The sequence below is a fragment of the Niabella insulisoli genome, assembly GCF_039652435.2.
GTDB lineage: Bacteria > Bacteroidota > Bacteroidia > Chitinophagales > Chitinophagaceae > Niabella > Niabella insulamsoli.
Genome location: NZ_CP190246.1, coordinates 1,620,441 through 1,632,470, shown reverse-complemented (window position 1 = coordinate 1,632,470; position 12,030 = coordinate 1,620,441). Strand labels below are relative to the sequence as shown.

14 protein-coding genes are annotated in these 12,030 nt (G+C 44.5%); 8 read left to right on the top strand and 6 right to left on the bottom strand.

Annotated elements, in window-relative coordinates:
* Window positions 1-238 precede the first annotated feature (238 nt).
* The 4 genes from ABDK00_RS06970 to ABDK00_RS06955 all read right to left on the bottom strand — a co-directional run bounded on the left by ABDK00_RS06970 (window position 239) and on the right by ABDK00_RS06955 (window position 3,153).
* The gene (locus ABDK00_RS06970; RefSeq protein ID WP_346239439.1) at window positions 239-1,201 is read right to left on the bottom strand and encodes a bile acid:sodium symporter family protein; all 963 of its coding nucleotides are present in this window, start codon (window positions 1,199-1,201) and stop codon (window positions 239-241) included.
* A gap of 16 nt (window positions 1,202-1,217) precedes the next feature.
* Window positions 1,218-2,165: a phosphate acyltransferase PlsX gene (gene plsX / locus ABDK00_RS06965; protein WP_346239438.1), complete on the bottom strand. Its 948-nt coding sequence runs from the start codon at window positions 2,163-2,165 to the stop codon at window positions 1,218-1,220.
* A 207-nt stretch (window positions 2,166-2,372) separates the two neighbouring features.
* Window positions 2,373-2,567 carry a 50S ribosomal protein L32 gene (gene rpmF / locus ABDK00_RS06960; protein WP_346239437.1) on the bottom strand — a complete coding sequence of 65 codons (195 nt, stop codon included), beginning with the start codon at window positions 2,565-2,567 and terminating at the stop codon, window positions 2,373-2,375.
* A 43-nt stretch (window positions 2,568-2,610) separates the two neighbouring features.
* On the bottom strand, window positions 2,611-3,153 hold the full coding sequence (locus tag ABDK00_RS06955) for a DUF177 domain-containing protein (RefSeq protein ID WP_346239436.1): 543 nt from the start codon (window positions 3,151-3,153) through the stop codon (window positions 2,611-2,613).
* Between the two features lie 220 nt (window positions 3,154-3,373).
* Here ABDK00_RS06955 and miaB point away from each other — a divergent pair, with 220 nt between their 5' ends.
* From miaB to ABDK00_RS06920, 7 genes are all read left to right on the top strand, one after another.
* Entirely contained in the window at window positions 3,374-4,798 is a 1,425-nt protein-coding gene (miaB, locus tag ABDK00_RS06950; RefSeq protein WP_346239435.1) for a tRNA (N6-isopentenyl adenosine(37)-C2)-methylthiotransferase MiaB, read from the top strand.
* A gap of 28 nt (window positions 4,799-4,826) precedes the next feature.
* On the top strand, window positions 4,827-6,095 hold the full coding sequence (locus ABDK00_RS06945; RefSeq protein ID WP_346239434.1) for a sigma-54 dependent transcriptional regulator: 1,269 nt from the start codon (window positions 4,827-4,829) through the stop codon (window positions 6,093-6,095).
* Window positions 6,076-6,612: an LPS assembly lipoprotein LptE gene (gene lptE / locus ABDK00_RS06940; RefSeq protein ID WP_346239433.1), complete on the top strand. Its 537-nt coding sequence runs from the start codon at window positions 6,076-6,078 to the stop codon at window positions 6,610-6,612. Before ABDK00_RS06945 ends, lptE begins: the two co-directional genes overlap by 20 nt.
* Before the next feature lie 11 nt (window positions 6,613-6,623).
* Window positions 6,624-7,493 (top strand): hypothetical protein, encoded by an 870-nt coding sequence (locus tag ABDK00_RS06935; protein WP_346239432.1) that lies wholly within the window; start codon window positions 6,624-6,626, stop codon window positions 7,491-7,493.
* A 2-nt stretch (window positions 7,494-7,495) separates the two neighbouring features.
* On the top strand, window positions 7,496-7,849 hold the full coding sequence (gene secG / locus ABDK00_RS06930; RefSeq protein ID WP_346239431.1) for a preprotein translocase subunit SecG: 354 nt from the start codon (window positions 7,496-7,498) through the stop codon (window positions 7,847-7,849).
* A gap of 155 nt (window positions 7,850-8,004) precedes the next feature.
* Window positions 8,005-9,030, top strand: coding sequence for an endolytic transglycosylase MltG (gene mltG / locus ABDK00_RS06925; protein ID WP_346239430.1), 1,026 nt, complete (start codon window positions 8,005-8,007; stop codon window positions 9,028-9,030).
* Window positions 9,027-9,995, top strand: coding sequence for a YihY/virulence factor BrkB family protein (locus ABDK00_RS06920; protein WP_346239428.1), 969 nt, complete (start codon window positions 9,027-9,029; stop codon window positions 9,993-9,995). The genes mltG and ABDK00_RS06920 overlap by 4 nt, the downstream gene beginning before the upstream one ends.
* Here ABDK00_RS06920 and ABDK00_RS06915 read toward each other — a convergent pair.
* On the bottom strand, window positions 9,992-10,585 hold the full coding sequence (locus ABDK00_RS06915) for an RNA methyltransferase (protein WP_346239427.1): 594 nt from the start codon (window positions 10,583-10,585) through the stop codon (window positions 9,992-9,994). The genes ABDK00_RS06920 and ABDK00_RS06915 overlap by 4 nt on opposite strands.
* Window positions 10,586-10,700: 115 nt before the next feature.
* Here ABDK00_RS06915 and ABDK00_RS06910 point away from each other — a divergent pair, with 115 nt between their 5' ends.
* Window positions 10,701-11,279 carry a DUF4126 domain-containing protein gene (locus tag ABDK00_RS06910; protein WP_346239426.1) on the top strand — a complete coding sequence of 193 codons (579 nt, stop codon included), beginning with the start codon at window positions 10,701-10,703 and terminating at the stop codon, window positions 11,277-11,279.
* Here ABDK00_RS06910 and mnmD read toward each other — a convergent pair.
* Window positions 11,269-11,946, bottom strand: a complete 678-nt coding sequence (mnmD, locus tag ABDK00_RS06905; RefSeq protein WP_346239424.1) for a tRNA (5-methylaminomethyl-2-thiouridine)(34)-methyltransferase MnmD — start codon at window positions 11,944-11,946, stop codon at window positions 11,269-11,271. The two genes, ABDK00_RS06910 and mnmD, sit on opposite strands and share 11 nt — an antisense overlap.
* Window positions 11,947-12,030: the final 84 nt, after the last annotated feature.

Sequence of the window (12,030 nt, the reverse complement as noted above, 5' to 3'; positions counted from 1 at the left end):
CCGAAATCCGCCACTGCGCCAAGCCGCAAAACGTTGTACGCAAGCTTACCACCGACCGTTGAGAAAATGAAAAAACATGCTAATAGTAAGTATTGTGGTAATAGGAATTTTTTCTTGTAAGCAATCTACTAAATCAACGAAAGATAAAGCCAAAACACTTGCATTATGGAATTGCCGAACTCTTTATTGAGGGGTTCCAAAGCATACTTTGAGGGTCTGCTTTTTATGCAGTTAGCTGTTACTCCTTTTCCGCACCATATCGTTCTGCGATCACGCTGATTACAAAAATCTGAAAAGCGTGGAAAATCATGACGGGCAGCAAAACCATTCCCAGTGCCGCTGATGCAGGGAATAAGACTTTTGCAAACACGGTTCCGTGGACGAGCGACTTTTTAGTACCACAAAAAAGTGCAGCAATGGTATCTTCCCGATCAAAACCCAGCCAGCGCGCGCCTGCGCGTATCACTCCATAAACCGTATAAAACAAAGCCACCACCGCGAGCATTATCAAAAGAAAATCAAGGCCGCTCACCGAGCTAAAAACCCGCTCTTCAAAGGAAGTTGCGAAGCTTTTATAAATGATGAGTAATACCACAGCCTTATCAAACAGCGATAAATATTTTCCGAATTTTGCGATTAGCCGGCGGGTAAATCTTTGAAGCAATAAACCGGCGATAACAGGCAGCAATATTTCGATAAGCAAGTTGAAATAAATAGCCTCCAGCAAAAAATCCGCATTTGCCTTCTGAAGAAAAAGCCCGATCCACAGCGGCGTAACCGCGATGCCTATCAGCCCGGAAATGCTGGCATTGAAAATAGCCGCAGCGATATTCCCTTTGGCGACAGACACCATTACGACCGAAGAAGAAACCGTGGACGGCAAGGCAGCCAAAAACAAAAACGCAAGCCATAATGTGTGGCGGCCGGGCGGCACGAAAGGGTAAACAGCCATCACCAGCAGCGGAAACAAAAGAAAAGTAGCGGATTGGATCACTACATGGAGCTTCCAGTTTTTAACGCCCGCTCTGATTTTTTCAGGGCTTAATTTCAATCCATAAAAGAAAAATATCAGCGAAATGCCAATCGTTGTGACGGTGTTGATGGGAAAATTACCCGAACTGGTAACGGGTTCAGGATAAAGCCATGCCAAAGCGATGCTGCCTACAATGGCGACAACAAAAGAATTTATTTTGAATTTCACAAGACTGATTACCGTCTTAAATGCGCGTAACAGCGTCTTTCACCTTGCCTAAAACATCCGTATGAATCATTTTCACCGCCACCTCAATCATATTTCGGAAGGCGACCGCATGAGAAATGCCATGACCAATGATGACGGGTTTTTCAACACCCAGAATCGGCGTGCCGCCATAAATCTCAAAATTGAAACGGTCGAGATAACCATTGTTTATTTTTTGGGTTTGAGCAATATCATAAATCGATTCGGCAAGTTTCAAAATCACGTTACCTGTGAACCCTTCGCAAACCATCACATCGGCCTGGTCATTGAAAACATCCCTTCCTTCCACATTTCCGACAAAATGAATGGCTTCGTTTTGTTTTAACAGCGGATAAGCCGCCTGCGCGAGTATATTGCCTTTTCCTTCCTCCTCCCCTACGTTGATCAGTCCTACTTTGGGTTGATCGATACCTAAAATATATTGGCTGAAAACCGAACCCATCACTGCAAACTGATTGAGTTGTTCAGGTTTGCAATCCGCATTCAACCCCACGTCCAGCAGCAAACCGGTAGAACCACTTTGTTTGGGGATCACGGAGGAAATAGTGGGCCGAAGAACGCCTTCAACGGTTTTGATGCTGAACATAGTGCCGACCAGCATCGCCCCGGTGTTGCCCGCGCTGATAAAGGCATCAATCTTCCCCGCCGCGAGGTATTTAAAACCCACAGAAATAGAAGCATCACTTTTCTCCTTCAACGCCTTTGTGGGATGTTCGTTCATATCAATCACCTGCGAAGTCGGAACGATCTGGTATTTATGCTGCGGAACATCATGCGCTGTAAGTAACGCGGTAAGCTGAACTTCATCGCCAAACAACAACGCCGATAATCCATCAGTATTTTGTTCCTGCAAAAACTGCTTCAACCCCTTTACAGCTTCAAGCGGAGCAAAATCACCTCCCATCATGTCTATCCCAATATTCATTTACTTACTTTTTATTCGTTTTCTCATTCATGAACGGTTGGTCAGCGATTGGTGTTTCTAAATACTTCCTGGTCTAATTATAAGCCCAAGATAAAGCATTCATACCGTGTTTCACGCGCCGCTAAAATAAAAAAATTCCAGATACATCAACCGGTTACCGGCTGGTATGTACATGGAATTCCAAAAAATTATATAGAACTGACGATCTTAAGCTTTCGCAGGCGCTTTTTCAGCCACTACTTTGCCTTTGTAAATCAACTTTCCTTCGCTTACGTGCGCGCGGTGGCGTACATGCGTCTCACCAGTTGAGGCATCTGTAGTTAAAGTTTGTGCAGTAGCTTTATAGTGTGTTCTACGTTTTGCGCTTCTTTGCTGGCTGTGCCGGCGTTTAGGATTTGGCATAACTCTTTATTTAAATTCGTTAAAAATTCTATTTATCTAAAAATCAATCTTTCTTTTTTTTGAACTGCTCAAGCCCTTTCCAAATCGGATTGGTATCTGGCTTTTCAGTTTCCTCATTCTCTAATTTGTCAAGCATTTTCAGCGCATCTTCATTACATTGGCCACCTTGCTCGTTGCAAGTTTTATGCATGGGGATACTTAAATTTATGAATTCATAAATCCAATTCTCCACGTTGATGTGGCTTTCGCCCCGGCTGATATAAAACACATCAGGATCTTCTTCCTGGTCGTTCATCAACTCCGGCTCGGCTACCATCTTGATGGTCATGTTGAACTCATCCCACAAATTCAGTTTCAAATCATTGTTGCAACGATCACAAACAACCATCAAATCGCCGCCAATTTCAAACTTCAACATCATAAAACTGCTCTTTTTATCCAAAAGCAATTTTATCTGAGCATGGCAGTTGGTAAAATCCTGCTGCTGAAATGCCTCAAAGAACTTATCGGTGATCTCGTAGTTATACTCATGAATACCAGGCTTTAACCCCACAAATGCGATATCGTATTCCCTGCTGTTAACCATGTAGCTACCTTACCCCAAATTTAGAGCGTGCAAATGTACGAACAAATTTGCAAAAAAACAGCTATACCTCATATTATTTTCGTTTTCCAACGAATAACCACGACTCATTTTTAGTTTTTCTCCGTTTACGACTGGACAGAGGAACTACTCGCTGACATCCTGTCATATCTATTCCAAATCGCTTATCTTTGCACGCTTGAAACTATAAAAAAGGATTTAAATGCTTGATTTGATATCGAATAAGACCCACGATGAGACGCGCCAGGGAGAAAGTTTTGCGCCTTTTGGATTGGATCCGAACGATTACAAAAAGAAATTTTACATAGAAAGCTATGGTTGTCAGATGAATTTTGCTGACAGCGAAGTGGTGGCTTCTATTTTAAACAAAGAAGGATTTGGCGCCACCAGGAACGTGGAAGAAGCGGATCTTATTTTTATAAATACCTGTTCAATTCGTGAAAAAGCCGAGCAAACTGTTCGCAAACGGCTTACCGAGTTTAAAAAATTGAAAGCACAAAACCCGTCCACGCTGGTAGGTGTTTTGGGCTGCATGGCCGAACGGTTAAAGGCAAAGTTTCTCGAAGAAGAAAAACTGGTTGATATTGTCGTAGGCCCTGATGCTTACCGCAGCCTTCCCGGCCTTGTGGAAGAAGCGGAGAGCGGGCAAAAAAGCGTAAACGTTTTGCTAAGCCGTGAAGAAACCTACGCCGATATTTCTCCTGTTCGCCTCAACACAAATGGCGTTACAGCCTTTGTGAGCATCATGCGCGGTTGTAACAATATGTGTTCTTTTTGTGTAGTGCCTTTTACGCGCGGCCGCGAAAGAAGCCGTGATGCTGAAAGTATTATAAATGAATGTAAAGATTTATTTGATAAAGGATACCGGGAAGTAACCCTCTTGGGCCAGAACGTTGATAGTTATTACTATAACAGCGAAAGCGACGGATCGGGCAACGCTGTCACTTTTGCTCAGCTGCTCGAAAGGGTAGCGCAGATTTCTCCATTGCTGCGCGTTCGGTTCTCCACTTCTCATCCAAAGGATATTACCAGCGATGTGCTCCACACCATGGCGGCTTATGAAAACATCTGTAAATGCATTCACCTACCGGTTCAAAGCGGATCGACAAGGGTATTGCAGCTGATGAACCGCACTTATACCCGCGAATGGTATATGGCCAAAGTAGATGAAATAAGGGCCATCATTCCCGACTGCGCCATTACTTCTGATATGATTACCGGATTTTGTACCGAAACGGAAGAAGAACATCGCGAAACGCTTTCTATTATGGATTACACGCGTTATGACTTCAGTTATATGTTCTTTTACAGCGAGCGCCCCGGCACGCTGGCACAACGCCGCTATAAGGATGATATTCCGTTGGATGTGAAAAAAAGGCGCTTGCAGGAAGTGATTGAAAAGCAAAACGAACTTTCATTAACCAGCTATCGCAAAGACCTGGGAAAGGTTTTTAAAGTATTGATCGACGGCGACAGCAAACGCAGCGCCGACGACTGGGTGGGCCGCACCTCACAAAATAAAGTGGTCATTTTTCCGAAAAGCCAACACGGCGAAAAGAAAGGCGATTACGTATCGGTTAAGATCAACGATTGCACACAGGCGACGCTGTTTGGAGCAATGGTTTAGTTGAACATTCAAATTGATTACTGGCTTTATGGATTTACAATCAATCAAAAACAGGTTTGGTATTATCGGCAATTCCCCCGAATTAAATTACGCATTGCAGGTTGCAGCGCAGGTTTCCAACACCGACCTGACCGTATTAATCATCGGGGACAGCGGCGTTGGAAAAGAAGCTTTCTCTTCGATTATTCACGCGCTTTCTTCGCGAAAGCACAATCCTTTTATTGCCGTGAACTGCGGCGCCATTCCTGAAGGAACGATCGATTCAGAATTATTCGGACACGAAAAAGGATCTTTTACCGGCGCCGTAGATGCCCGCAAAGGCTATTTTGAAACGGTAAACGGCGGCACTATTTTCCTGGATGAGATAGGCGAAATGCCGCTGGGCACGCAGGCGCGCCTGTTGAGGGTTTTGGAAGCGGGCGAATATATCCGAGTAGGTTCGAGCAAAGTGCAAAAAACGGATGTAAGAGTTATTGCCGCAACCAACAAAGACCTGCTGCAACTCGTGCAGCAAAATAAATTCAGGGAAGATCTTTATTACCGCTTAAGCACCGTGCCTATCAGAGTGCCGGCGCTGGCGAGCCGTAAAGAAGACATTGTATTATTATTTAGAAAATTTGCCGCAGATTTCGCGGATAAATACCGCACTTCGTCGGTGCAGCTTGAAGATGACGCCAAACAACTGTTGCTCACTTATCCTTGGCCAGGCAATATCAGGGAGTTAAAAAATATTGCCGAGCAGGTTTCGGTTTTATCACCAGATAAAACAATCAACGCGCGCGAACTGAGCCGCTACCTGCAGCCTTATTCAAACAACAGGTTGCCTGCGGTGGTCAACGCGCCCAATCAGCAGGAGTTTCAAAATGAGCGGGAAATTCTTTATAAGCTGTTCTTTGACATGAAGAAAGATGTTAATGAACTTAAAAAAATGTTTATCGAAGTGCTGCAAAACCCTGCTATTGTTGAGCAAAATCCTTCATTTGTTAATAATTTGAAAGATCTGAAAACAAACCAGGAAAACTTTCAGCAATTATCGGCACCTTTACAAATAGAGATGACGGGCAATGCCCCCATACCTCCACAGCCGGCCTATCCGGTGCATGTGGGTATGGATAATGGTATTCACGAACACGAAGAAGTAGAAGAAAGCCTGAACATTGTTGACAAGGAAAAAGAATTGATCATAAAAGCCTTAAAAAAGCACAAAAGCAAAAGAAAAGATGCGGCGCTGGACCTGGGAATCAGCGAGCGCACCCTTTACAGAAAATTAAAAGAATATGACATCGAAGAGTTATAAAGGATGGCTGACGTTCACCGGGATTGTTGTACTTTTTTTGATTGCATTCACGCAAAACAGCTGTAAAGTTTCATATGGTTTTCAGGACGCCAAATCCATTCCGGACTCGCTTAAAATAGTACGCATCAACCAGATCACCAACAGTGCATCTTATGTAAATCCAAGTTTGGCTCCCGCGCTTACCGACAAGCTCATTCAAAAGGTGTTAAGACAAACAAGGCTAAAACAAACCAGAGGCGACGACGCCCAGTGGGTGATCGATTGCAAAATCACCAAATACTCTTTTTCCACGGCAGGTATCTCCAACCAACAGGTGAATACGAACCGGCTGAATGTGGGCGTGAATATCCAAATCAGGGATAATATCACACAAAAAATTATTGGTAAATACGATGTTACCACTCCTTTTGATTATGCCGGCACCTTGAGCCTTCAACAGGCCGAGCAAAGCCTGCTTGATCAAATGCTCAGAGACATTCCGGATGCCATTTTTAATCGAATTTTTTCAAACTGGTAAACAGCGTGGATATGAATCGATTTACCGATACGCTTTCAGAAGCGGTGTTAACGAAAAATTTAGAAGCGTGCAGCCTGGATGAGCTGGCGCAAATGGTAGCTGAAAATCCCTTTGCAGCTGCGCTTCAACTGCTTTATGCCCGAAAATTAAAAGCTGGCAATGATCCGCGTTACCCTCAACAATTACAAAAAACATTACTTTTCTTCAACAATCCGCTATCGGTAAAGCAACTGATTGAAACGGAGGAGGCGGAACCCGCTGCGGCAGCGCCCCTCGAAAACAAAGTTGAAATAAACGAGGCCGAAAAGATTGGGGCTGCATCGGAATCAACACACAGCGAAGAAGTTGATCAGCAAGCGGCAATAATCCCCCAGGACGTTGCGAACAACGCCGAAGTATCCGGTTTTTTTGAGACATTTGATGACGAAGAAGCTTTGGATGAGGCCGCTGACGATGAAACGCCGCTGCCCGAACTGCCGGCTTTCAAAATAGAAGCCATCGACCCCGCTAAGGCTGAACTGGCTTTCACGCCCTATTTTACGGTCGACTATTTTGCGGCTCAGGGTGTGAAATTAAATGACCAAAGTTCCGGCGATCAATTTGGCAGGCAATTAAAAAGTTTTACCGACTGGCTGAAACAGATGAAACGGTTGCCGGGCGCCACGAACGCCTCGCCTATTTCTGATAAAGAAGAACAAAGCATTGAAAGAATGGCAGCGCGCTCGATCCACGAGGCAGATGCCGACACCGAGGCCATGGCAGAGGTTTGGGCCAAGCAGGGGAACATTCAAAAGGCGATCGGCATCTATAAGAAATTAAGTTTGCAAATTCCGGGCAAAAGCGCTTATTTTGCAGCCAAAATTGACTATTTAAAAAAATAAAAATGACCATTTTATTCGTTATACTCGTTATACTTGCCTCCGTGATACTCGGATTTTTTGTGTTGATTCAAAACCCAAAAGGTGGTGGCCTGGCCGGCAGTTTTGGTGGTGTGAGCAGCCAGTTTATGGGTGTAAAACAAACCAACGATATTCTGGAAAGAGGTACCTGGATTTTTGCTATCATTATTGGTTTGCTGAGCCTTTTATCTACGTTTTTCATTTCAGGCGCTACCGGCGACACCAACAACGGCAGATTGCAGGATGTTAGCGGCGCTCCGGTTCAGGCTCCTGCGGCACAACCAGGCACACCATTAAATACGGTACCGCTTACCGCTCCTGCTGACTCAGCGAAATAAGGCGTCCTTTTTTTATCAAAATATTAAACCTGTAATGATCTGATCGATCCTTGCAGGTTTTTCTTTTCAGGCTTCTTTTTTTTGTTTTACTTTGATTCTTTATCGCCGAAGCCACGGAGGCGCGTTATTGGCAGATAACCTAATTAAACATTTGAATGAAAAAAATCTTTGGCTTATTAGTTTTGGCTGTCGTTTTAATAGCGGTTTTCATTGCTTTTAAACTGGTTGGCCCGGCCGCGAAGGAACCTAAGGGTGGATTCTTTTACGTAAAAACAGGAACTACGCTGCCCCAGGTCAAAGCACAGTTGATTTCAGAAAATATACTGCCGTCCATCACCTGGTTCAACCTGGCCGAGCGTTTTCTGAATTTCGAAAAGGTAAACCCCGGTAAATATAAAGTCGACAATGGGATGAGCGTGGTAAACCTGCTGCGGATGCTGCGCAATGGAAGTCAAACGCCGGTGAAGTTTGTGGTCACCAAAATTCGCACAAAAGAACAGCTGGCGTCTAAGATGGGGAAAGCATTTGAGTTTGATTCCACTACGGCGATACAATTGCTGAACAATGCAGATTCCTTAAAAAAATATGGTGCAGATACGAACACCATCATGTCGATTGTTTTACCATTGACCTATGAAACAAAATGGAACACCTCGCCCGATATTGTTTTGGGGAAGTTCTACGACGCTTATCAAATTTTCTGGACGGATGAAAGAAAGGAAAAAGCTGCGCAGCAGGGCCTTTCGGTGACCGAAGCGATTACAATTGCTTCTATTGTAGACGAAGAAACCAACGCGAGCAAGGAAAAAGGAACAATTGCCAGCGTTTACATGAACCGCATCAAAAAAGGAATGCCTTTGCAGGCCGACCCCACCGTGAAATTTGCACTTAAAGATTTTTCGATAAAACGTGTGTTGCTAAAACATTTGCAAACCCCTTCGCCGTATAATACGTATCGCAACAAAGGTTTACCGCCGGGCCCCATATGCACGCCGCAGGAAGCAACCATCGATGCTGTTTTAAATGCGCCGGCAACCAATTATATATATTTTGTAGCCAGCCCCGCGTTTGACGGCACCCATCTTTTTTCATCAAATTATCAGGATCACTTAAAACTGGCCAGGCAATACCAGGCCGCGCTGGATCAGCGATTTGGAAAAATATCGGCTGAAAAAAAATGAGTTTTATACAGAAAATAAAAGCAAAGATTACCAATTCAGGCTTGTGGAAGAACCTGGTTGAAAGAAGCCATAGCGAAAAGCTTCCGGGCTTTAAAAGCGTTTCGCTTTTTAACGCCATCAAAAAGTTTAGAGAGCATGTTGTTTGGGATGACCTGATAGAACGGGCCTCGGCGATCTCGTTCAACTCGGCAATGGCGATGCCTCCCCTGCTGCTTTTTCTGTGTACATTAATTCCGATCATTGCCAATTTCGATTTCATCATTCAACTAAACCTGGAACAGGAACTTTATAAGTTGATCGGGGATTTAGTTCCTTCCAAGCATTACGCGGCTATACATGATTTTATTTACAGCATCATCAACGAACCGCGAACAGGCCTTTTATTCTTCAGTATCTTTCTATCATTATTTTTTTCATCAAATGCGATGATGGGCGTTATGCGTTCTTTTGATAAAGAATACGCCGGTTTCACCAAAAGAAAAGGCATTAAAAAAAGGCTGACCGCCATAAGAATCACGCTGGTGCTGGTTTTCCTCTTCATTTTATGCCTTGCATTGTTGATCGCACAGGCATCCGTACTCGAATGGTTAGGGATAAAGAATGCGTGGCTGGCGGCGGTTTTAGGCAAAGCGCGGCTGGTGCTCATTTTCCTGCTCATCTTCATTATCATTTCCTATATCTACCGGCATGCGCCCTCCGTTTATAAAAAATGGAAAATTCTAACGCCGGGATCCTTAATTGCTACCTGCCTGGTGGTCATTTGTTCGCTGGCCTTTTCCTGGTACGTAAGCCAGTTTGGAGCTTACAATAAACTTTACGGATCGATCGGAACGATCATCGTTTTGCTGGCGCTTATCTTTTTAAACTCCCTGATTTTATTAATCGGTTTCGAAATCAACGCGAGCATTTACTCTCTGGCAAGAACCCGGGAAGATAAAGATATGTTGGTCGAAAAAGAAAGTTAGATACCGTTTGTATCAACCCCCCACTGATTTTTTAATGCCCGTTGTAAAGGGGAATCAGCTTCCGTAGGCAGGTAATGGCCCGCAATCGATTTCTGGCGATAAGCTTCATAAAGCGTAACCGCGCAGGCGACGCTGATATTGAGCGATTTAATAATTCCAACCTGCGGGATGTGGAAGTTGCCGTCGGCCAAAGCCCGCGCTTCGTCACTTACACCGGCATGCTCGTTTCCAAACACCATCGCTACCCTTTCGGTAAAATCGATCTCATGCAATTCGACCGCTTCCTGGTTGAGGTGCGTGGTAAATATTTTTTTGTACCGTGTGCGAAGCGCCGCAAAACACGCTTCCACATTATCAAACTGATGGATGGAAAGCCATTTGGCTGCACTGGCGCCGCTTCGAAAGCCCCATTTTCTGTGTCGCGGAATTTTAGTATTCAAAATATAAATGTCCTGAACACCAACAGCATCGCAACTGCGCATGACCGCCGATACATTATGAGGATCAAAAACATTTTCCAAAACAATGGCCAGATCAAATTGCCTTTTTGCAATCACACTCAACAGCCGCGCTCTCCTTTCATTGGTCATAAGCTAATAATACGGGTGAAACCAATATTAAGGATTTGAATTAACTTTATGAAAGGTTCACCTTAAAAAATCGTGTTGCAACAGCGTTTGCTGCCGGAGCCATTAAAAAATAAATATGGATATAGAAACAATAGCCGCCGCTGCATTGGGCATTGCGCTTGCCGCCTGTTGCGGTTTCCGCATTTTTATACCAATGTTGATCGCCGGCCTCTCCAACAGGTTTCAGTTGTTTCAATTTGCAGAACATTTTCAATGGCTATCTTCCACGCCAGCCCTTATTTGCCTGGGCGCAGCAACTATTTTAGAAATGGTGGCCTATTATGTCCCTTTTCTCGATAACATATTGGATACGATTGCTACGCCCTCAGCGGCTATCGCCGGAACCTTGTTGGCCACTTCCGTTATCCCCATCGAAACAGAATGGGTGAAATGGGTGATTGGCATTATCGCGGGCGGCGGCGGCGCAGGCCTGGTTGCTTCGGGCACTGGTTTGTTAAGGCTTTTGAGCTCAAAAACAACACTCGGCACGGGCAACGCCGTGGTAGCCACCGGCGAAAACACCGCCGCGGTTGGCGGCAGCTTATTAAGCTTCGCGATACCGATCATTATGGCGGTAGTGTTTATACTCCTATTTATTTGGGTGATCAAAAAAGCCGGAGCGCGATTTAAGCGACGCACAACCGTCAGTGATTAAGAAGGCGCGCCCGGATCATCTCTCTTTTTCCCGGAGGCCCTGGAATTTTTTCAACCCGAAAGCCCGCGTTCAGGAGTGACTTCCTCACCATGCTTTTAGAACAATAGGTAGTCATCACACCGTTTGGATTTAAGTGTTCGCGCATTTGATTCCAGATATTTTCGCTCCACATTTCAGCCTGATCATCCGGCGCAAAAGCGTCAAAATAGATCACATCAAAAGAAGTTTCAAACCTGAATCCCAGCAGGTCGCCGTGGATCTTACGCAATTTAAAATTCGGGCTGAGATCCGCCCACTCATTCCATCTGGCATGGACGATTTCATTATACAAAACCTCTTCATGCAACAGGCGCCCATAATTGAGCTGTTCGAAGACGGATACAGGCAACGGGTTGAGCTCTATCGCCGTGTATTCAAGTTCCAAATGCTTTTGCCGCGCCGCTATAGCGGTCATCAAACTGTTTAAACCCGTTCCAAAACCGACTTCCAGCAAAAAGAGCTTTTTACTTTTCGACTGATCCAGCCAAAATTCCAATCCGGCTTTGATAAAAACATGTTGCGACTCCTGAATGGCGCCACGCCGCGAATGGAAAGTAATATGGCTGCCGGGAAGTTGCAAGGTATGGCTGCCATCGCCGGTTGCTATCACCTGATAATTAATACTCATTTGTTCAGCGTTGATTAATTGAATATATTGCGTTTCTGTTTAAGTAAGCCATTTTTAAACAAATTTGATTTTACTTAGATTGCT

What these genes read in the sequence shown, in the direction of transcription:
- mnmD (WP_346239424.1), bottom strand. Translation starts at nt 11,946, where the DNA reads ATGAGTATTAATTATCAGGTGATAGCAACCGGCGATGGCAGCCATACC.
- secG (WP_346239431.1), top strand. Translation starts at nt 7,496, where the DNA reads ATGACCATTTTATTCGTTATACTCGTTATACTTGCCTCCGTGATACTC.
- ABDK00_RS06945 (WP_346239434.1), top strand. Translation starts at nt 4,827, where the DNA reads ATGGATTTACAATCAATCAAAAACAGGTTTGGTATTATCGGCAATTCC.
- ABDK00_RS06910 (WP_346239426.1), top strand. Translation starts at nt 10,701, where the DNA reads ATGGATATAGAAACAATAGCCGCCGCTGCATTGGGCATTGCGCTTGCC.
- ABDK00_RS06935 (WP_346239432.1), top strand. Translation starts at nt 6,624, where the DNA reads ATGAATCGATTTACCGATACGCTTTCAGAAGCGGTGTTAACGAAAAAT.
- ABDK00_RS06955 (WP_346239436.1), bottom strand. Translation starts at nt 3,153, where the DNA reads ATGGTTAACAGCAGGGAATACGATATCGCATTTGTGGGGTTAAAGCCT.
- mltG (WP_346239430.1), top strand. Translation starts at nt 8,005, where the DNA reads ATGAAAAAAATCTTTGGCTTATTAGTTTTGGCTGTCGTTTTAATAGCG.
- rpmF (WP_346239437.1), bottom strand. Translation starts at nt 2,567, where the DNA reads ATGCCAAATCCTAAACGCCGGCACAGCCAGCAAAGAAGCGCAAAACGT.
- ABDK00_RS06915 (WP_346239427.1), bottom strand. Translation starts at nt 10,585, where the DNA reads ATGACCAATGAAAGGAGAGCGCGGCTGTTGAGTGTGATTGCAAAAAGG.
- ABDK00_RS06920 (WP_346239428.1), top strand. Translation starts at nt 9,027, where the DNA reads ATGAGTTTTATACAGAAAATAAAAGCAAAGATTACCAATTCAGGCTTG.
- lptE (WP_346239433.1), top strand. Translation starts at nt 6,076, where the DNA reads ATGACATCGAAGAGTTATAAAGGATGGCTGACGTTCACCGGGATTGTT.
- miaB (WP_346239435.1), top strand. Translation starts at nt 3,374, where the DNA reads ATGCTTGATTTGATATCGAATAAGACCCACGATGAGACGCGCCAGGGA.
- plsX (WP_346239438.1), bottom strand. Translation starts at nt 2,165, where the DNA reads ATGAATATTGGGATAGACATGATGGGAGGTGATTTTGCTCCGCTTGAA.